A 20,052-nucleotide genomic window follows, 5' to 3' on the forward strand; every position below is an offset into this window, starting at 1 on the left:
TTTGACGACTGATCGGGGTCACGGTTTGGACCAAATACAGCGTTTGACGGCCCAGCCGGCTTTCTGGGGAAGGCTGGCGGTTCGTGCCTTTACCCGTAGTTGGGGTCGCGACGTCATGCTCTATACGGGCGGCGTTTCCTTCTTCGCCCTGCTGGCCGTGTTTCCGGCCATCGCCATCCTGATCGGCTTCTACAAGGCGGTCCTGAACATCGGTCAGGTCAGCGAGCAGGCGGCGGCCCTGGCCGATGTCGTGCCCCACGCCGCCCGCAGCATCTTCCTCAACGAGATCGACCGCCTGGCCAACGCCTCGGCGCGGACGATTTCGGCGCAAAGCGCGCTTGCTCTCATCATCGGCGCCTATGCAGCGCACAGAGGTTTCAAGGCCTTGCTGGCAGGTCTCAACCTGATCCATGACGAGACGGAGCCGCACGGCTTCTTCAAGTTCAACATGCTGGCCTTCCTGGTGGCCCTGGCCGCCTTCGTCCTGTTCACCGTGGTGTCCGGCGCCGTCGTGACCTCGCGCATCATGGAGCACACCCATGCAGGCGATCCGGTGGGGACGCTGGTGCTGCCGCTGGACGGTCTGTGGCCGGCGCTGGGGCTGTGGCTGGGTCTGGCCATGCTGTACCGCTACGCCATGTCCCATGCGACGCGCGTGGCGTGGAAGCCGGCGATCATCGGCGGCCTGATCGCCACCATCATGTCCAGCTTCTTTTCCTGGTTGTGCGCCATCTATGTGGAGCAGATCGCCCAGCTCGGCGCCACATACGGCTCGGTCGGCGCCGTGGTGGTGCTGCTGATCTGGCTGTCGTGGAACGTCAACGCCGTCTTCTACGGCGGGGCCTTCGCCACGGAACTGGAGATCGCCTGGAAGCCGGCCAAGGTCGAGGACGAACCCAGCGCCTCCGTGGTCAATCTGTCGGAGCGGCGCCGGTCTCGACAGTGATGGCGAGGACGCCGTTCGTCTCCTCGACATCGACGACCGCCCCGCCCAGGTCCTTCATCAGATAGGGCACGTCGATCCGGGCCATGGGGTCGGTGGCCAGCAAGGTCAGACGGGCGCCCGGCGTCAGCCCATGCATCGCCTTTTGCAGGCGCAGAGAGGGCACGGGGCAAAGATGACCGCGCGCATCGACCAGGATCGGATCGCTCATGCCCGAACCGCGTCGAGCAGAAGCGCCAGGGCGACCCGCACGCTTTCCTGTCGCACGGCGTCCCGGCCGATGTCGCCGAAGCGACGCTCCTGGTGAACCGCATGACCGTTCGGGCCGACCGCCGCGAAGTGCACCAGGCCGACCGGCTTTTCCGTCGAGCCGCCGCCGGGTCCGGCGACGCCGGTGACCGAGACGGCGGCCATGGCGCGGGATTGTTCGACCGCGCCCGAGGCCATGGCGCGGGCGACGGGTTCGGACACGGCGCCGAAGCGGGCCAGCATGTCGTCCGGCACGCCCAGCATCTGCTGCTTGGCCTCGTTGCTGTAGGTGACGAAGCCGCGGTCGAGCGCCGCTGAGGATCCAGCGACGGAGGTCAGGGCGGCGGAAACCAGCCCGCCGGTGCAGCTTTCCGCCGTGGCGACCATGATTCCGGCCGTCCTGGCCGCCTCGATCACGGCGGCGGCCAAGGCCTGAATGTCTTGCGGCGACATGACGATGCGCATCCTCTCTGATTCGGACTAACCTGTCGGACATAGGGGGCCGTAAATGACCGACACCACCATGCCTGCGTCCGCTCCTCGGGGCGATGCGATAACACCGGCGCTGTTCGCCGTCGCCATATTCACATCGGCCTCGCTGGTTTTCACCGTCCAGCCCATGGCGGCCAAGCTGATCCTGCCCATGCTGGGCGGGTCGCCGTCGGTCTGGAACGCCTCCATGGTCTTCTTCCAGACAGCGCTGCTGGTCGGATACGCCTACGCCCATCTGATGCAGCGCATCCGGTCGCTGAAGGCGCAGGCGGCGATCCATCTGGTCCTGTTGCTGGGTGCGGCTCTTTTCCTGCCTCTGCATGTCAGCGGCGCCCTGGGCGAACCCGATCCGGCGAGGCCGACCATCTGGCTGCTGACCACCCTGGCCCTGTCGATCGGCGCGCCTTTCGCGATCCTGTCGGCCACCGCCCCCCTACTCCAGGCCTGGTATGCTCGCGTCCGGGCGGGACATGCGGACGGCCAGAATCCCTATGTTCTCTACGCCGCCTCCAATCTGGGCAGCTTCCTGGCCCTGCTGGCCTACCCCGCCCTGATCGAGCCTCTGACGACGCTCAGCGGGCAGAGACTGGGCTGGAGCAGCGGCTACGGCCTGTTCGTCCTGATGATCCTGGCCCTGGCTGTCATGGTCTGGCGACGGCGCATCCAGAACCAGCCGGAGCCTGCGCCGCTAGCCGTCAGCCCGCCCATTCCCTGGCGCGAGAAAGGGATTCTGGTCCTTCTGGCCGCCGCTCCATCCAGCCTGATGCTGGGGGTGACGGCCCATCTTTCGACGGATGTGGCCTCAGCCCCCTTCCTGTGGGTCGCGCCCCTGGCGCTCTATCTGCTGACCTTCGTCATCGCCTTCCAGAACCGGCCCTGGCTGTCTCTGCCGACCACCCTGCTCCTTCAGGCCGCATTTGGCGTTCTCGTCGTCAGCCTGGTGGGCCTGAATACCGGCGAGTGGCTGTTCCTGCTTCTGGCCCATCTGACCGCCTTCTTCTTCACGGCCCTGATGTGTCACCAGCGACTGGCGGCGCGACGGCCGGCGCCGGATCGCCTGACCGAGTTCTTCCTGCTGCTGTCCCTGGGCGGCGTGGTCGGCGGGGCGTTCAACGCCCTGCTCGCCCCGACCCTCTTCAACGGCGTGTGGGAATACCCCCTCGTCGTGGTCCTGGTCGGTCTCGCCCGTCCCTGGGGCGAAGGCACGTTGTCGCGGCGGGACATCCTGATCCTGGTCATCGGCATGGCCGTCGCCGCCGCTCCGCCGATCATCCTGGAGTTCATGCGCTATAATCCGGGCTTCCGCGACATGGTCGGCGAGCAGAGCCGGTTGATGATGGTGCAGTTGATCCTGGGCGGCGCGGCGATCTGCGCCTTCCTGGTTCGCGATCGGGCCGTGCTGTTCACCATCATCATCGCCGTCATCACCCTGTCGGCTCATCATGTCGGGCGCGGCTATGACTGGAGCCTGACGGAGCGCAGCTTCTTCGGCGTCATGCGAGTGGCGGTCACGCGGGACGACGGCATGGGCGGCGATGTCCATGTGCTGATGCACGGCACCACTCTGCACGGCGCTCAGGCCCGCGCGCCGGGCTTCGCCTGCGGGCCGACCATGTACTATGCGCCCAGCACGCCCCTGGGACAGGCGGCCATGCGTATCCAGAACCGCGGCCCCTCGGCCAAGATCGGCGTGGTGGGCCAGGGATCCGGCGCCATGGCCGCCTATAAGCGGGCCGAGGATCAGATGACCTTCTTCGAGATCGACCCCATGGTCGACCGGGTCTCACGCGATCCCAAATGGTTCACCTACATTTCGAACTGCGCTGACGGGCCGGTTCGCACGGTTCTAGGCGACGCGCGCCTGACCATGGCGAAGGAGACGCCGGGGACCTATGACCTGCTGATCATCGACGCCTTCTCGTCCGACGCCGTGCCGACCCATCTGCTCACGGTGGAGGCGATCCAGGGCTATCTGCGCCTGTTGAAACCGACCGGCGTGGTGGTGCTGCACCTGTCGAACCGCAACCTGGAGATCACCCTGCCCTCCGTCGCCGCCGCGCGACGCCTGGGCGCGGCCGACCTGCATCAGATCTACATCGAACAGCCCAATGCGCCGGAAATGGCCGAAGCCTCGACCGAGGCCCTGGCCATATCCCCCACGGCCGAGGGGCTGGCTGACTTCAAGGCGGACGGACGCTGGCGCAAGCTGGCACCGACCGAGGTGCGGCCCTGGACCGACGACTACGTCAACCTGTTCGGCGCCCTGGTGCGCAGCATGCGCGGCGGGGCCTAGGCCGCCGCCGCCACACGCGCCAGATCGGCGGTGATCCGCTCGGCGACCTTCAGACGGTCGTCGGGCGTGGGCCATTCGCCCTTCACCACGATCTTCTGGTCCGGCCTGATCTTCCAGAAGGCCTGGTTCTTCTGGATCAGACCGACCAGCCCCATTGGATTGGGGAAGCTGTTGTTGCGCAGGGTCAGCACCGCGCCCTTGGGCCCGATGTCGATCTTCTCGATGCTGGCCGCGCGGCAGTTGGCCTTGATTCCGACGATCCGCAGAAGCTGTTGCGCCTCGTCCGGCAGGGGGCCGAAGCGGTCGATCAGTTCCGCCGCCATGGCTTCCCGATCTTCCATCTTCTCGGCGTCCGACAGGCGGCGATACAGGCTCAGGCGGACGTTGAGGTCCGGGACGTAATCCTCTGGAATCAATACAGCCGCGCCGACGTTGATCGACGGCGACCAGCCGCGATCCGCGACCTCCTCGCCCCGCTCGCGCAGTTCCGCGACGGCGTCTTCCAGCATCTGCTGATAGAGCTCGACCCCGACCTCGCGGATGTGGCCCGACTGCTCGTCGCCCAACAGGTTGCCGCCGCCGCGCTGATCAAGGTCGTGGCTGGCCAGTTGGAAACCGGCGCCCAGGTTGTCCAGCGACTGCAGCACCTGCAAGCGCCGCTCGGCCGACAGGCTCAAGGGACGCTTGGGATCGGTCGTCAGATAGGCGAAGGCCCGAGCCTTGGACCGGCCGATACGGCCCCGGATCTGGTGTAGTTGGGCCAGGCCGAACATGTCCGCGCGGTGGACGATCAAGGTGTTGGCCGTCGGAATGTCGATTCCGCTCTCGACGATGGTGGTCGAGACCAGGACGTCATATTCCCCGTCGTAGAAGGCGCTCATCACCTCCTCGAGTTGGGTCGGGCTCATCTGGCCGTGGCCGACGACGAACTTCACCTCGGGAACCTGTTCACGCAGGAACTTCTCGATGTCCGGCAAGTCCTTCAGGCGCGGCGCGACGTAATAGGCCTGACCGCCGCGATACTTTTCGCGCAGCAGGGCCTCGCGCACCAGCACCGGATCCCACGGCGTGACATAGGTCCGCACCGCCAGACGGTCGACCGGCGGCGTGGCGATGATCGACATCTCGCGGATGCCCGACAGCGCCATCTGCAGGGTGCGGGGGATCGGCGTGGCCGTCAGGGTCAGCAGGTGAACATCGGCCCGCAGGGACTTCAGCTTCTCCTTGTGCTTGACGCCGAAGTGCTGCTCCTCGTCGACGATCACCAGGCCCAGGTCCTTGAACCCGACCTGCTCGGCCAGGACGGCATGGGTGCCGACGACGATCTCGAAGGTTCCGTCCTTCAGGCCCGCGCGCGTTTCGTTGGCGTCCTTGGCCGTGACCATGCGCGACAGGTGGCGCACCGTGATCGGCCAGCCGGCGAAGCGCTCGGAGAAGGTCTTGAAGTGCTGGCGCGCCAGCAGGGTCGTCGGGCAGACGATGGCCACCTGTTGCCCGGTCATGGCCACGACGAAGGCGGCGCGCAGGGCCACCTCGGTCTTGCCGAAGCCCACGTCGCCGCAGATCAAGCGATCCATCGGCGTGCCCTTGCCCAGGTCCTCCAGCACATCGCCGATGGCGTTGAGTTGATCGTCCGTCTCTTCGTAGGGGAAGCGAGCGCAGAACTCGTCGAACAGGCCGGACGGCGGAGTGATGGCGTCGGACACGCGCAGCGCACGCTTGGCGGCCAGGGCGATCAGACCCTCGGCCATGGCGCGCAGCCGCTCCTTGGCCTTGGCCTTGCGGGCCTGCCAGCCGGCGCCGCCCAGACGGTCCAGTTGAACTCCGTCGGCGTCCGTGCCGTAACGGGTCAGAAGATCAATATTTTCAACCGGTAGATAGAGTTTGCTCTCACCGGCGTAGAGCAGCTCCAGGCAGTCGTGCGGCGCTTCCTGAATTTCCAGCGTCCGCAGGCCCTCATATCGACCGATGCCATGATCGAGGTGGACGACAAGGTCGCCCGCCGTCAGGGCAGAGGCCTCGGCCAGGAAGTTGGAAGCCCGACGCTTGCGCTTGGGCCGCGCCAGACGGTCGCCCAGGATATCGGTCTCGGAAATGACGGCCAGGTCGTCGGTGACGAAGCCGTGCTCCACCGGCAGGACAGCACGCAGATAGATCCCTTCAGGCGCCGCCTGAACGTCGTCCCAATCGCGCACGGCCACCACATGGGTCAGGCCGTGGTCGCCCAGCATGGCCGCCAGGCGTTCGGCCGAGCCTTCGGACCAGGAGGCGAACAGGACGCGCCTGCCCTGCCCCTTCAGCGTCTCGGCGTGCTGGGCCACGGCGGCGAACAGGTTGACGCTGTCCTGCGAGCGTTCGGCGGCGAAGCTGCGGCCCAGGCGGCCGCCGGCGTCCTCGCCCGATCCGTCCGCCAGCGGCGACAGACGGCGCACGGCGCGCCCGGCCAGGGCGCTGTTCCAGTCGCCTTCGTCCAGATAGAGGCTCTGCGGCGTCGGGGCGCGATAGGCGGCCCCGCCCTTGCCCTTGGCGGCTTCCTTGCGCGCTTCATAGGCGTCGGAAGTCAGGTTCCAGCGCTCGGCGCGGGCCTGCTCCACCTGGCTGTCCAGGAAGACCGGAGCTGTGTCCGGCAGGAAGTCGAGCAGGGTGTCGAGCCGGTCGTAGAAGAGCGGCAGCCAGTGCTCCAGCCCCTGGCGGCGGGCGCCTTCGCTGACGGCGGCGTACATGGGTTCGTCGCCCGCCGCGCCGAACAGGTTCAGATAGCCGCTGCGGAAACGGGAAATGCTCTCGGAGTCCAGCAGGACTTCCGACACCGGCAACAAGGCGACCTGCTTCAGTTGCTTGGTCGAGCGTTGGGTCTCCGGGTCGAAGGCCCGGATGGATTCCAGTTCGCTGCCGAACAGGTCCAGGCGCACGGGCTCGTCGAAGCCTGGCGGGAAGACGTCGATGACCCCGCCGCGAATTGCGTACTCGCCGCGTTCCGACACGGTCGAGGCGCGCATATAGCCATTGGCCGCGACGTAGCGTTCCAGCGCCGCCGTATCCAGATCACGGCCGACCTTGGCCTCGAAGCCGGCTCCCGTGACGGCCTGACGCGGCGGCGTGCGCTGGGTGACGGCGGCCACCGTGGCGATGACCAGTAGCGGCCTGGCGTCCGACGGATCACGCTGTGCCAACCGGGTCAGGGTCGCCATGCGCTGGGCCGCGACCGAAGCGGTCGGGCTCAGCCGGTCGTAAGGCAGGCAGTCCCACGCCGGATATTCAAGAACTTCAATATCCTTGGCGAAAAAGCTAAGCGCCTGAACGAAATTGCCGGAGCGCTGGTAATCCCGCGCCACCAGCAGGCCGACGCCGCCCTGGGCCTTCAGCCGCTCGGCGACGATCAGAGCGTCCAACCCCTCGGGCGCGCCGCCCAGTTCGACGTCACGCCGCGCCATCGCCTCGCTCATCAACCGATACCCTTGGCCACTTCCGCCGCGACGTGTTCACGCATGAAGGCCCGAATACGCGTCAGCATCGGCCCGTCGAACTCCGGCGGGGTCGGCTCCTTCTCGATGATCCAGGCGTAGAGATACTGGTCCTCCTCGTTCAGGAGATGCTCCAGTTCGTCCAGTTCCGCATCCTCCATCGACGGGCCGACCTGGTCGACGAACGGCCCCAGCACCATGTCGGCTTCACGGAAGCCGCGCCGCCAGGCGCGATAGGCGATCCGGCCGAGTCTTTGTTTCCGGGCGTCCTCCGGACGTGCATCAATATCGGCCACGCGGTTCCTTGCCCGGTCCGTTCATGTGAAGAGTTGGATCAGATAGCGTTCCCGTTCCGTTTTCGCCAGCTATGCTGAGGCTAATGCGGCCTGAGATTCTCTTTCCCCTGTTCGCGGACGTCTCCACCCTGAAGGGCGTGGGGCCCAGAAGCGCGCCCCTGGTGCAGAAGGTGGCGGGACCGTTGGTGCGCGACGTCCTGTTCCTGTCGCCGTCCGGGATCATCCAGCGCCGCCGTACGACCGCCGCCGCCGCCGTCGAGGGCGAGATCGGCGTCTTCGACGTGCTGATCGACCGTCTGATCCCGCCGCACAAGATCGGCGCGCCGCTGAAGATGCGCACCTCCGACGAGACCGGCTTCGTCCACCTGATCTGGTTCGCCGGCTCGCCACGCCATATCGAAAGCCTGGCTCCGCGCGGCGAGCGAAGGCTGGTGACGGGCAAGGTCGAGCGCTTCAACAACGAGGTGCAGATCGCACACCCCGACTACATCCTGCCGCTGGACAAGGCGGACGAGATCCCCCTGTCGGAACCTGTTTATCCTGCGACCCAAGGCCTGACCTCACGGGTGATGCGCAAGCTGGCGCAGGGCGCATTGGCGGCAGCCCCGGAGCTGGCCGAATGGCAGGACGCCGCCTGGCTGGCGGCGCGGCGCTGGCCCGGTTGGCGTGCGGCGTTGGAAGTCCTTCATGCTCCGACCTCAGAGGCCGACCTGACCCCCGAGGCGCCGGTGCGGCAACGTCTGGCCTATGACGAGTTGTTCGCTCATCAACTGGCCCTGGCTCGTCGTCGCCGAACCCGCCACGCCACGCCTGCGCCGCGGATCACGCCGGGCGAGGCCTCGGCGCGGGTGCTGGCCGCCCTGCCCTTCACTCTGACGGGCGCCCAAGCCCAAGCGATCGAGGAAATCCGCCGCGACCTGGTCTCCGGCGAACAGATGGGGCGACTGCTGCAGGGCGACGTGGGCTCGGGCAAGACCGCCGTCGCGGCGCTTGCCTTGGCCGACGCGGCTTCCAGCGGCTTCCAGTCCGCCCTTATGGCCCCGACCGAAATCCTGGCGCGCCAGCACTATCAACGCCTGGCGCCGATGCTGAAGGAGGCCGGCGTCTCGACCATCCTGCTGACAGGCCGCGACACTCAAGGCGAGCGCCGCCAGCGGCTGGCTGCCCTGGCCTCCGGCGAGGCGCAGGTCGCCATCGGCACCCACGCCCTGTTCCAGGACGCGGTCCAGTTCCATCGCCTGGCCCTGGCCGTCATCGACGAACAACACCGCTTCGGCGTCAACGAGCGTCAGCGGCTGCAGGCCAAGGGCGAAGGCGGCGTCCATCTGCTGACCATGTCGGCCACGCCCATCCCGCGCACACTGGAACTGACCCAGTACGGCGAGCTGGAAGTCAGCCGCCTGATGGAGAAACCGCCAGGCCGTACACCCGTCGCCACCGCCGTTCTGCCCCTGGTCCGGATCGGCGAGGTGGCCAAGCGGCTGAAGGCTGCAATCGACAGCGGGGCTCAGGCCTACTGGATCTGTCCTCTGGTGGCCGAGTCCGAAGCCATCGACCTGGCCGCCGCCGAGGAACGCGCCGACGACCTGCGCCGCATCCTTCAGGTCGAGGTCGGCCTGGCCCACGGTCAGATGCCCGGCGCAGAGCGTGAAGCCGTGATGACCGAGTTCGCGAAGGGACGCATTCCCCTCCTGGTCGCCACCACGGTCGTCGAGGTCGGGGTGGACGTGCCCAACGCCTCCATCATGGTCATCGAACACGCCGACCGTTTCGGCCTGGCCCAGCTTCACCAACTGCGCGGCCGCGTCGGACGCGGGGCCAAGTCGAGCGCCTGCATCCTGCTGTACGGCGGTCAGGACGGCGCCCTGGGCGAGATCGCCCGCGAGCGCCTCGAAACCCTGCGTCGGACGGAAGACGGGTTCGAGATCGCAGAGGAAGATTTCCGTCTGCGCGGCGGCGGCGACCCTCTGGGCCTGAAGCAGAGCGGCTTCCCCGCCTATCGCTTCGCGGACCCGATCAAGCATCGTGCGCTGATGCTGGCGGCGTCCGACGACGCCCGCCTGATCCTGGGTCGCGACCCTGAGCTGAACAGTCCGCGCGGTCAGGCCGTGCGGGTGCTGGAAGCCCTGTTCGACTGGCGCAACGACCGACAGAACGTGGACTAGAACCCGATCAGTCGCTTTACGGCGGCGCGTATCCGATCGCCCGTGATCTCCACCAGGCGCTGGATCTCAAAGACCATGCGGGATGAGGCTGCGCCTTGGCTCGGCGTGATGCTGGCGTGATCCGACGCTCTCCATCCCTGGGTGATGTCGGACGTCCCCTCGCGCTGCAGGGCCAGGGCCGGCATCGACATCATCACCGTGAACCGACGGCCGATTTCCCGGCGATACCAACGGTCGACAGCCCTTTCACGCGCCAGCCAGGACCAGAGGTCGGTTTCGTCCGGCATGTGGGCGATCAACCAGTCACGCAGGCGTCCCGATACGGCATAGGCATGGGCGTCCAACGCGCCATGGATGCGCATGACGCCGTCGCCAGCGCTGCGGAACGGTCCCAGCGGCTCATGACCGCCCAGATAGAACAGATCCCAGTCGCCGCGGCCGAGCTTCGCCTTGAGCTCTTCAATCGACGTCAGATTCGTGGGAACCGCGTCGTCCTCCATGATCAGGACGCGATCCCACCCCCGCAGTCTAGCATGACGCAGGGCCCTGGCGTGCGACAGGGCGCAGCCGCCTCGTCCCGCCCAGGTCCGGTCGCGCTTCCTTCCTCTGAACCAGGTCTTGGCGTCATCAGCCAAGGCTGCGCCCTCCGTGGCGGACAGGCGTTCGACGCAATCCCAGGGCAGGAGGTCGCGCCAGGCGTCCTGAAACATCTCCCACCGGTCAGCGCGTCGATCCAGGTTGATGACGATCACGCCGTCGATGCCCGACGAGGGCGAATTCATCTCGTTCATCCCCGCTCCCAGGCGGTCAGGCGGGCCAGGACGTCCGTCTCGATATCCGCGTAGAACAGATTATAGGGCGGGGTCTTTCTCTGATCGGCCCAAGTTCCCTTCCGTCGGAAGGATTCTGAATCCGGGCGCTGGTATCTCAGCAATCCGTCTCGGCACTCCGCCGCGACGGCGCGGCTTTGCAGCGGCGGACGCACGCCCCACTCCAGATTGGTGGCGTTGGTGGCGCCGCGGCTTTCACGTGCGGCGGCCTTCGGCTGCTCGGCGGAGCCCGTGATCGGGTTGACGCAGGCGGTCGGCGCACGATCCACATTGACCAGTTGGCCCCGTGCATTCCAGGTCAGGGCGCGTCGTTCGCGGCGGCTGAGTTCCGCCTCATCGCCCTCCTCGACTGCGCCCCATGCGACAACACAGTTCGCCTGGTCACGACTGCGGCACAGCGGGAAATCCTTGAAGCGTTCGAGAGGCGACAGGGCGTCCATCAGGTAGACGACCACCACGCGTCGGCGCAGGGCGGGATCCGGAATGATCCGTTCGTGCAGCAGACGATCGACCAGTTCCGCGCCCTGCTCCGCTCCGGCCAGAACAATGGGACCGTCAGGATGTTCAAGCAGCCAGCGCTCGAACGCCGCCTTGACGTCGCCATAGGCGAAGGCGCGTGCCTCACGAGCGTCTTCTCTCAAGGTCAGGCGCGTGTAGAGACTGGCCTGGCGATAACGGGGGGCGCTGATGGCGCCTGCGCGGGCGAAGGGCCCCGCGTAGTTCGGGATCACCACGCGCTTCAGATAGGCGTCGGCCCTGCGGTCGTCGATCGCTCCGTTCCACTCGGCGCCGCCGTCATAGGTGGTCGAGTGAACGAAGAAGACGGAGGCCTTTCCGGCATCTGCCGCGCGGGCGTCCTGCAAGGCCCAGGCGTCCGCCTCGGCGTAGTCGGGGGCCTTGGGCGGTTCATAGGTCTGGAAAGGCACCTGAGGATCCAGGCCCGCTCTCAGGATGTCGCCGCGCCAGACCATGACGGCGGCGACCAGGATGAACACCACGGCGAAGCCCGCGTAGCCGACCCATTGGCGCAAGGTCAGGCTGGGCATCTTCATCGATAGGAATCCGGCTGGCTCAGGAAGTCCTGGACGTAGCGGCGCACGCCCTCCTCCAGCGGCGTCGACTGACCGCCGTAGCCGAGGGCGCGGATGCGATCCATGCTGGCCTCAGTGAAGTACTGATACCGGTCGCGGATCGACTCAGGCATGTCGATATAGGCGATCGAGGGTTCCTTGCCCGCCGCCGCGAAGGTCGCGCGCGCCAGGTCGGCGAAGGAACGCGCCTGGCCCGATCCAGCGTTGAACACGCCCGAGATGTCTTCACGTTCCAGCAGCCAGATGATGATGTTGACCACGTCGTCGACGAAGACGAAATCGCGCAGTTGGCCGCCGTCGGGATAGTTCGGGTTATGCGAACGGAACAGGCTGACCGTCTCGCCCGCCTGCACCTTGGGCCAGATCTGCGCCACGACCGACTTCATTCCGCCCTTGTGGCCTTCATTGGGGCCATAGACGTTGAAGAATTTCAGCCCGGCCCACTGAGGCGGCGCCTCGTCACGGTCAGCCTGTCGCACCGCATATTGGTCGAACAGGTATTTCGAATAGCCATAGGCATTTAGCGGGCGCAGCGCATTCAGGCTCTCAGGATCGTCTCGGTCCTCGAACCCGGCCTCGCCGTCGCCGTAGGTGGCCGCCGAGGAGGCGTAGATCATTCGCACATTGCGCACCGCGCACCAGTCCCAGATGTCGCGCGACAGGCTGAAGTTGGTGCGCAGGATCAGGTCGGCGTCCGGCTCCGTCGTCGAGGAGATGGCGCCCATGTGGATCACCGCCTCGATGCGATCCGCGTGGCGCTCCAGCTGCTCGAACAGTTCTTCCGGCGCCCACAGGTCGGCGACGGGGTGTTTGGCGATGTTCTTCCACTTGGCGAGGTTGGCCGTTTCCAGCCGGTCGCAGACAACCACGTCCCAGGCGCCGCCCTCGCACAGGCGGGCCACGATGTTAGAGCCGATGAAGCCCGCGCCGCCCGTAACGACAATCATACGGGGGATCATTCGGAAGCTCCGGTCATCTTTTCGATGGTCCTGGTCGTCGAATAACCGTCGGCGAAGTCGGCCAAACGGACCACGCCGCCCCAGCTTTCGACCTCGGCGGCGCCGACGACCTTGTCCTTGGTGTAGTCCGAGCCCTTGATCAGCACGTCGGGCTTCAGGCGTTCGATCAGGGCGATGGGCGTCGGGTCGTCGAAGGCGGTGACGCGGTCGACGCTGGCCAGGCCGCCGATGACGGCGGCGCGGCTGTCCAGATCATTGACCGGACGGCCCTCGCCCTTCAGGCGGCGCACCGAGGCGTCGGTGTTCAGCGCCACGACCAGCCGGTCGCACCAGCCGCGCGCCTGCGCCAGATAGGCCACGTGGCCGCGGTGCAGGATGTCGAAGCAGCCGTTGGTGAAGCCGACCTTCAGGCCCTGGCGCTTCCACGCCTCAACCTGATCGGCCAGTTCATCCAGCGGGGTGACCTTGGACTGGGCCAGGGCCGCATGCTGGCTCATCTCGGCCTCGATCAGTTCGGCGGGCGTGACGACGGCGGTGCCGCTCTTACCCACCACGACGCCCGAGGCGAGGATGGCGAACTGCACAGCCTGCTCCAGCGTCGCGCCGGCGCCCAGCGCCAGTCCGAGGGCGGCGAGACAGGTATCGCCTGCGCCCGACACATCGAAGACCTCGCGCGCCCGGCCAGGGAAATGGGTCACGCCGCCTCCCCTCCGCGCCAGGGTCATGCCCTTGCCCGCGCGAGTGACGATGACGGCCTTGGCCGTGGTGGCGTCCAACAGGGTCGCCAGGGCCGCCTCGACCTGTTCGTCCGTTTCGGTCGGCAGGCCGACAGCGCCGGCCAGTTCGCTGGCGTTCGGCTTGATGACGTCGACCGCGCCATAGCGGGCGAAGTTGCGGCCCTTGGGATCGACGATGACCGGCACGCCGTATTCGGCCCCGGCCCACAGCGCCGTCTGAACGGCGCCGTCGTCCACCACGCCCTTGGCGTAGTCGGACAGCAGGATGGCGTCCGCGCCCTGGAACACCGCCTTGTCGGCATAGCCGGAATGAGGCGCGGTCTCGTCATCCAGACGCAGAAGCTGCTGGCCGGCGGCGACGAAGCGCGTCTTGACGATGGTGGCGGCGCCTTCGGGCCGGATCAGGGCGTCCTCGATCCGGTCCTCGGCGGCGATCAGATCGGCCAGTTCGGCGCCTGCCGCGTCGTTTCCTGCCACGGCGCCCAGACGTACCTGCCCCCCCAGGGCCGCGACGTTGCGCGCCACATTGCCCACGCCGCCGGGCATGGCCACGGTGCGACGCGCGCGCAGGACAGGGATCGGCGCCTCGGGCGAGATCCGGCTGACCTCGCCATAGACATAGCGATCCAGCATCAGATCGCCGACGCAGGCGACCTTCAGGTCGCGCACGCGCTCCAGCAGGGACTGCAGGGCGCCGAGATCAAGGGAAGGTTCAGCCATGACGCCGAACTAGCGGATTCACGCCGCCTTCGCCATCGGCCCCTTATGACCGAGCTTGATGGCCAGGTCGTCGAAGGCGATCAGTTCGGCCGCCAGGGCCTCGAACTGGCTCAACGGCACCATGTTCGGGCCGTCCGACGGGGCGTTGTCCGGGTCCTGGTGCGTCTCCATGAAGACGGCGTCGACGCCGACCGAGACGGCGGCGCGGGCCAGGACCGGCACGAACTCGCGCTGCCCGCCCGAGGACGTGCCCTGCCCGCCCGGCTGCTGGACGCTGTGGGTCGCGTCGAAGACGACCGGGCAGCCGATCTCGCGCAGGATCGGCAGGGCGCGCATGTCGCTGACCAGGGTGTTGTAGCCGAAGCTGGCGCCGCGCTCGCAGGCCATGACATTGGGGTTGCCGGCGCCGACGACCTTGGCGATGACGTTCTTCATGTCCCAGGGGGCCAGGAACTGCCCCTTCTTGATGTTGATCGCCTTGCCCGTCGCGGCTGCGGCCAACAGCAGGTCGGTCTGGCGGGACAGGAAGGCCGGGATCTGCAGCACGTCCACGACCTCGCCCACGGGGCCGCACTGGGCCTCGGAGTGGACGTCGGTCAGGGTCGGCAGGCCGGTGATTTCACGGATTTCAGCGAAGATCGGCAGGGCGTCCTTCAGGCCGATGCCGCGCGCGGCGCTGGCGCTGGTGCGGTTCGCCTTGTCGAAGCTGGTCTTGTAGATGATGCCGAGGTTCAGCCGCTCGCCGATCTCCTTCAGCTGATGGGCAGTCTCCAGCGCGTGCTGGCGGCTTTCCATCTGGCAGGGGCCGGCGATGAAGACGATGCGGGCGCCGCCGCCGATGACGACGGGATTCGCAAGGCCTTCGGACAGGGTGATGACGGCGTTGGGAGAAGTCACGGCGGCGCTTTCGGTTGTTGGCGGGCTTGCGGCGTGTCCTTTGCCGCGTCTATGCGGCGATCAGGTGGCGTCGCACGCTGTTCGGCGCAAGCTCTAGCACGGAGGTTCGAGTCGTGACCAATCCGCTGATCGACACGGCCAAGCTGGCCGAAGACCTGAATAATCCGAACCTGCGCCTCATAGACGGCAGCTGGCACCTGGACGGACGCGACGGCCGACCGGACTTCGAGGCGGCCCGCCTGCCGGGCGCCCGCTTCTTCGACCTGGAGGCCAGTTCCGAACAGGACAGCCCCCTGCCTCACATGATGCCGTCCGCCCAGGCTTTCGCCGCGCGGATGAGCGCCCTGGGCCTCGGTAAAGATGATCACATCGTGGTCTACGACACGGTCGGCATACGCTCAGCGCCGCGTGTATGGTGGATGCTCCGGGCCATGGGCGCGACGCAGGTTCAGGTTCTGGACGGCGGGCTGCCGAAGTGGCGCGCCGAAGGACGGCCCATGGAGCATGGCCCCTCTACGCCGCCGCAACCCTCGCGCTTTGAGGCCCAGCTTCTCGATGACGCCGTGGTCGATCTGGATCAGGTGCGTCAGGCGCTCGACGGGCCGATCCAGGTGCTGGACGCCCGCGCAGCGCCGCGTTTCTGTGGAGAGGCCGTCGAGCCGCGCCCCGGCCTGCGTTCCGGCCACATGCCCGGGGCGTTGAACCTGCCTTTTCCGGTCCTGCTGAACGCCGACGGGACCATGAAACAGGGAGGCGCCCTGGAAGCGGCCTTCCGCGAGGCCGGCGTCGATCTGGATCGGCCGGTCGTCACCAGCTGCGGCTCGGGCGTGACGGCGGCTATCCTGACCCTGGGCCTGGCCGTGCTGGAGCGGCCGTCACGGCTCTATGACGGATCCTGGGCCGAGTGGGGCGCGCGGGCTGACACGCCGGTCGAAACCGGATGAACTCAGGCCTTGGCGGCTTCGGCGGTTTCTTCCTCGCCGCGGGCCACGACGGTCGCCACGACCAGGTCTCCGGTGACGTTCAGCGTCGTTCGGCACATGTCCAGGAAGCGGTCGACGCCCAGGATCAGGCCTATGCCTTCCGGCGGGACCCCGACCATGGCCAGGATCATGGCGATGACCGGCAGCGACCCCGCCGGTACCCCGGCCGTGCCGACGCCGCCGAGAATGCAGACCAGCATGACCACGAACTGCTGCCCCAGGCTAAGCTCCACGCCGAAGAACTGGGCCAGGAACAGGACGGTCACGCCCTCGAACAGGGCCGTGCCGTTCTGATTGGCCGTGGCGCCGACCGTCAGAACAAAGCGGGCGATCTTGCGCGGCAGCCCCAGGTTCTGCTCCGCCACCCGCAGCGACACCGGCAGGCTGGCGTTGGACGAGGCGGTCGAGAATGACACCACCATGGCCTCGCGGATGGAGCGGAAGAAGCGCAGGGGCGACATGCCGCCCAGGGTCGCCACGCAGATGGGATAGACCACGAACATGTGGATCGCCATGGCGCCCACGGCCACGCCGACGAAGGCCGCCAGGCGCAGCAGCAGGTCCCACCCGAACAGGGCCGCCAGATTGAACATCAGGCAGGCGATGGCGATGGGCGCCAGTTTGATGACCAGGTTGATCAGGGTCATCATGACCTCGAACAATCCCTCGATCGTCTGTTGCAGGCGTTCCGTCGCCGGACTGCGCGTCAGGACCAGGCCGACGCCGAACAGCAGGGCGAAGACCATGACCGGCAGGATTTCGTTCTGGGCGGCCGAACTGAAGACATTGGACGGCACAAGTTCCAGGAAGAAGTCGCCCGCCTGGACGCCCTGCGGCGCCCCCCCGATGATGGCCGCCGCGCCGCGCCGTCCCTGATCCAGCAGTTGCTGGGCCAGGGCCGGATCGACGCCGTCGCCCGGCCTGAAGATGTTCACCATGGCCAGGCCGATGATCACCGCCACGGCCGAGATGAAGACCGTGAAGGCCAGGCTCTTGGCCCCCGCCCGTCCCAGGGCCTTCAGATCGCCCATCTCCGCCACCCCGACCACCAGGGCGGAAAACAGCAGGGGCAGCACCAGCATGAACAGAAGGCGCAGGAAGATCTGTCCGGCGGGTCCGGTCACATTGGCCGTGACCCACTGCACCCAGGGCGTGTCGCTGCCGATGACCAGATTGACGAGCAGGCCCGCCGTCAAACCGACCAGGAAGCCGATCAGCATCAGGCCGTGAAGGGGAATGCGGCGGCGTCCAGCGGTCGTCGGGTCCATGGGGTCTCCGTGGCCACCCCCGCCGCGAGACCTAGCGGATCGGCAGGGCGTAGATCAGTCCGCCGGGCCGCGCGCTCCACTGGGCGTTCAACCCCCTCGCCAGATTCAGCGCGGATTGCTGGCCCAGGTTCCGTTCAAAGATCTCGCCATAGTTGCCGCCGGCCGCCACGGCGTCCCGCGCCCAGGTGCGCGGCAGCCCGACCGAAGGGCCGAAATCGCCTTCGTCGCCCAGCAGGCGTCGGACGCGTGAATCCTGGCTGTCGCGCGCCAGGGCCTCCACGTTCGCCTTGGTCACCCCCAGCTCTTCGGCCAGGATCAGGGCGTTCAGGGTCCAGCGGATGACCGCCGTCCATTGCTCGTCCCCTTGCCGCACGACGGGTCCCAGCGGCTCCTTGGAAATGACGTCCGGCAGGATGGCGTGCTGTTGCGGATTGGCCAGGGTCGTGCGCGCCGCCGCCAGGGCCGATATGTCGGCGGTGAAGGCGTCGCAGCCTTCCTGAGCATAGGTCTGGCGGGCCTCTTCCTCGGTTTTCACCACCACGGGGCGGTACTCGATGCCGCGCGTGCGGAAATAGTCCTCGACATTCAGTTCGGTCGTCGATCCCGCCTGGACGCAGATGCGGGCGCCGTTCAGTTCGACCGCGCTGTTCAGGTTCAACGCGCGTCGAACCAGGAAGCCCTGACCGTCGTAGTAGTTGATCCCCGCGAAGCTCAGCTCTCCTCCCGTATCCCGGCTCATGGTCCAGGAGGTGTTGCGCCACAGGACATCGACCCGGCCGTCTCTCAGGGCTTCGAATCTCTGCTCGGCCGTCAAGGGCACGAAGCGCACGGCGTCGGGGTCGCCGAAGATTGCGGCGGCCGTGGCCCGGCAGAAGTCGACGTCGAACCCTCTCCAGGCGCCGCGATTGTCGGTGAAGGCGAAGCCGACCAGGCCCTGATGGACCCCGCAATTCAACCGCCCGCGCTGCTTGATCGCCGCCAGGGTCGGGCTGTCGCGTTCCGTCGGCTGAACCGCCGCGCCGGGTCGAACCGTGTCGGGCGCGTCCGTCTGGCTTGTCCGCTCCTGCCGCCCGCAACCGGCGGCGGCCACGGCCAGAGCCAACGACATTCCCGCAAAGAGCTTCGCCGTTCTCATTCGTCTCCTCGCCCGCTTGCGCCCCAGGACACTTTAGAGCCCTGTAGGCGCGCAACCGCAACCCGCCGGACACGACATGCCTCCCCTTTCCGACCGAACGCGCCTGATCGCCTCCGCCACGCGCCGTGGATCGGGCCGACGCCCGGTCAATCCGCCGATCGAACGCGCCTCGACCATGTTGAGCGACGATCCAGCCCTGATGCAGGATTCGCGTCCCGGTCCTGTCTATGGCCTGGACGGCGGTTCCGCCGCGCGAGAACTGCGCGCCGCCCTGGCGGATCTGGAGGGGGCGTCGGAGACCTTCCTGGTCCCGTCAGGCCTGGCCGCCGTCACGGTTCCTCTGTCCGCCCTCTTGCGGCCGGGCGACGAGATCGTCGCCACCGACGCTCTCTACGGTCCCAGTCGGCGTTTCCTGACCCGCCACATGGCCGAGCGCGGCGTCGTCACGCGTTTCCATCCGGCCCAGGCTTCCACCGCTGACATCATGGCCCTGTGCAATGAGCGCACGCGGGTCCTGCTGATGGAATCCCCGGCTTCGCTGACGTTCGAGATGGCGGATGTTCCGGCCATGGTTCAGGAATGCCGGACGAGAGGCGTTCTGACCGTTCTCGATAACACCTGGGCAGCCGGCCTCGCCTTTCGTCCCCTGGCGCACGGCGTGGACGTCAGCGTCCAGGCCGTGACCAAGTATGTCGCGGGCCATTCCGACATTCTGATGGGCTCCATCGCCGTCAACGCCCCCGCAATCGGTCGAGCGATCCAGGACACCATCGAAGACATGGGCTGGCACGTCTCGCCGGACGACGCCTGGCTGGCGCTTAGGGGGCTACGCACCATGCCCCTGCGCCTGGAGGCCCAGTTCGGTTCCGCCCTGCGGATCGCCGAGTGGCTGCAGGGCCGGCCGGAGGTCGAGCGGGTTCTCTTTCCGCCCCTGCCCGGCTCGGTCGGCCATGATCTGTGGCGTCGGGACTTCGAAGGCGGCGCAGCCCTGATGGGCGTCGTCATGAAGGGCGGAGATCGGTCGGCGGCTCACGCCCTGATGCGGACTCTCAGCCTGTTCGGCATGGGCTATTCCTGGGGCGGGTTCGAAAGCCTGATCACCTATGAGACGCCCCAGTTGAGCCGTCGCCTGCATGCCCCGGGCTTGCCGGGCCAACTGCTGCGCCTGCACATCGGCCTGGAAGACCCCGTCGATCTGATCGCCGACCTGGAAAAAGGGCTGGAAGCCTGGCGCGCCCAGCAGGACTCGAACCTGCAACCCCCTGCTTAGAAGGCAGGTGCTCTATCCGGTTGAGCTATGGGCGCCGCTCAGGGGCGTTCTGCCTATGGGCGTGGGGGGGGGGGGGGGGGGGGGGGGGGGGGGGGGGGGGGGGGGCGGGCGGGGGGGGGGGGGGGGGGGGGGGGGGGGGGGGCCGCGCGGGGGGGGGGGACGACGGGGGGGGCGTAGGCGGGCGGAGGCGGGGCGGCGCGTTCGCGCACCGGGGCCGGGATCGGCGCGTCCCTGTAGACCTCGCGCGGCGGCGCGGGCGG

General features: G+C 67.6%; 16 protein-coding genes and 1 tRNA gene. 5 read left to right on the plus strand and 12 right to left on the minus strand.

The features are described 5' to 3' along the window. Positions 1-115: 115 nt before the first annotated feature. A complete protein-coding gene (locus tag ABIE19_RS07785; protein ID WP_354088549.1) occupies positions 116-946 on the plus strand; it encodes a YihY/virulence factor BrkB family protein in 831 nt (276 codons plus the stop codon). Here ABIE19_RS07785 and ABIE19_RS07790 read toward each other — a convergent pair. Both ABIE19_RS07790 and ABIE19_RS07795 read right to left on the minus strand, forming a co-directional pair. Continuing rightward, positions 912-1,154 (minus strand): sulfurtransferase TusA family protein, encoded by a 243-nt coding sequence (locus tag ABIE19_RS07790; protein ID WP_354088550.1) that lies wholly within the window; start codon positions 1,152-1,154, stop codon positions 912-914. The two genes, ABIE19_RS07785 and ABIE19_RS07790, sit on opposite strands and share 35 nt — an antisense overlap. After that, entirely contained in the window at positions 1,151-1,645 is a 495-nt protein-coding gene (locus tag ABIE19_RS07795) for a CinA family protein (RefSeq protein WP_354088551.1), read from the minus strand. Before ABIE19_RS07795 ends, ABIE19_RS07790 begins: the two co-directional genes overlap by 4 nt. Before the next feature lie 55 nt (positions 1,646-1,700). Between ABIE19_RS07795 and ABIE19_RS07800 the strand changes: the two genes are divergently transcribed. Continuing rightward, complete coding sequence (locus tag ABIE19_RS07800; RefSeq protein WP_354088552.1) at positions 1,701-3,977, plus strand: spermidine synthase; 2,277 nt, start codon at positions 1,701-1,703, stop codon at positions 3,975-3,977. Here the strand turns inward: ABIE19_RS07800 and mfd are convergent. After that, complete coding sequence (mfd, locus tag ABIE19_RS07805; protein ID WP_354088553.1) at positions 3,974-7,411, minus strand: transcription-repair coupling factor; 3,438 nt, start codon at positions 7,409-7,411, stop codon at positions 3,974-3,976. The two genes, ABIE19_RS07800 and mfd, sit on opposite strands and share 4 nt — an antisense overlap. Before the next feature lie 11 nt (positions 7,412-7,422). Beyond that, complete coding sequence (locus ABIE19_RS07810; RefSeq protein ID WP_354088554.1) at positions 7,423-7,737, minus strand: FAD assembly factor SdhE; 315 nt, start codon at positions 7,735-7,737, stop codon at positions 7,423-7,425. Between the two features lie 83 nt (positions 7,738-7,820). Here ABIE19_RS07810 and recG point away from each other — a divergent pair, with 83 nt between their 5' ends. Then, positions 7,821-9,902 carry an ATP-dependent DNA helicase RecG gene (gene recG, locus ABIE19_RS07815; protein ID WP_354088555.1) on the plus strand — a complete coding sequence of 694 codons (2,082 nt, stop codon included), beginning with the start codon at positions 7,821-7,823 and terminating at the stop codon, positions 9,900-9,902. Here recG and ABIE19_RS07820 read toward each other — a convergent pair. The 5 genes from ABIE19_RS07820 to kdsA are packed head-to-tail and all read right to left on the minus strand — an operon-like array spanning position 9,899 to position 15,136. Next, on the minus strand, positions 9,899-10,684 hold the full coding sequence (locus ABIE19_RS07820; protein ID WP_354088556.1) for a hypothetical protein: 786 nt from the start codon (positions 10,682-10,684) through the stop codon (positions 9,899-9,901). The two genes, recG and ABIE19_RS07820, sit on opposite strands and share 4 nt — an antisense overlap. Positions 10,685-10,689: 5 nt before the next feature. Then, complete coding sequence (locus ABIE19_RS07825; protein WP_354088557.1) at positions 10,690-11,784, minus strand: DUF3089 domain-containing protein; 1,095 nt, start codon at positions 11,782-11,784, stop codon at positions 10,690-10,692. Beyond that, on the minus strand, positions 11,781-12,782 hold the full coding sequence (gene rfaD / locus ABIE19_RS07830; protein WP_354088558.1) for an ADP-glyceromanno-heptose 6-epimerase: 1,002 nt from the start codon (positions 12,780-12,782) through the stop codon (positions 11,781-11,783). Before rfaD ends, ABIE19_RS07825 begins: the two co-directional genes overlap by 4 nt. Then, complete coding sequence (rfaE2, locus tag ABIE19_RS07835; protein ID WP_354088559.1) at positions 12,779-14,239, minus strand: D-glycero-beta-D-manno-heptose 1-phosphate adenylyltransferase; 1,461 nt, start codon at positions 14,237-14,239, stop codon at positions 12,779-12,781. The genes rfaD and rfaE2 overlap by 4 nt, the downstream gene beginning before the upstream one ends. A gap of 18 nt (positions 14,240-14,257) precedes the next feature. Beyond that, positions 14,258-15,136 (minus strand): 3-deoxy-8-phosphooctulonate synthase, encoded by an 879-nt coding sequence (gene kdsA / locus ABIE19_RS07840; RefSeq protein WP_354088560.1) that lies wholly within the window; start codon positions 15,134-15,136, stop codon positions 14,258-14,260. 113 nt (positions 15,137-15,249) lie between these two features. On the opposite strand from kdsA, the gene sseA reads away from it, so the two are divergent. After that, on the plus strand, positions 15,250-16,080 hold the full coding sequence (gene sseA, locus ABIE19_RS07845) for a 3-mercaptopyruvate sulfurtransferase (protein WP_354088561.1): 831 nt from the start codon (positions 15,250-15,252) through the stop codon (positions 16,078-16,080). Between the two features lie 2 nt (positions 16,081-16,082). Here sseA and ABIE19_RS07850 read toward each other — a convergent pair whose 3' ends face one another. Both ABIE19_RS07850 and ABIE19_RS07855 read right to left on the minus strand, forming a co-directional pair. Next, the gene (locus tag ABIE19_RS07850; RefSeq protein ID WP_354088562.1) at positions 16,083-17,387 is read right to left on the minus strand and encodes a dicarboxylate/amino acid:cation symporter; all 1,305 of its coding nucleotides are present in this window, start codon (positions 17,385-17,387) and stop codon (positions 16,083-16,085) included. Positions 17,388-17,418: 31 nt separating this feature from the next. Continuing rightward, positions 17,419-18,495: an amino acid ABC transporter substrate-binding protein gene (locus ABIE19_RS07855; RefSeq protein ID WP_354088563.1), complete on the minus strand. Its 1,077-nt coding sequence runs from the start codon at positions 18,493-18,495 to the stop codon at positions 17,419-17,421. A gap of 103 nt (positions 18,496-18,598) precedes the next feature. On the opposite strand from ABIE19_RS07855, the gene metC reads away from it, so the two are divergent. Then, positions 18,599-19,792, plus strand: coding sequence for a cystathionine beta-lyase (gene metC / locus ABIE19_RS07860; RefSeq protein WP_354088607.1), 1,194 nt, complete (start codon positions 18,599-18,601; stop codon positions 19,790-19,792). Here the strand turns inward: metC and ABIE19_RS07865 are convergent. Beyond that, positions 19,751-19,827: transfer RNA gene (locus ABIE19_RS07865), tRNA-Arg, on the minus strand. The genes metC and ABIE19_RS07865 overlap by 42 nt on opposite strands. Positions 19,828-20,052 lie beyond the last annotated feature (225 nt).

This window comes from Brevundimonas faecalis (assembly GCF_040549405.1).
Taxonomy (GTDB): domain Bacteria; phylum Pseudomonadota; class Alphaproteobacteria; order Caulobacterales; family Caulobacteraceae; genus Brevundimonas; species Brevundimonas faecalis.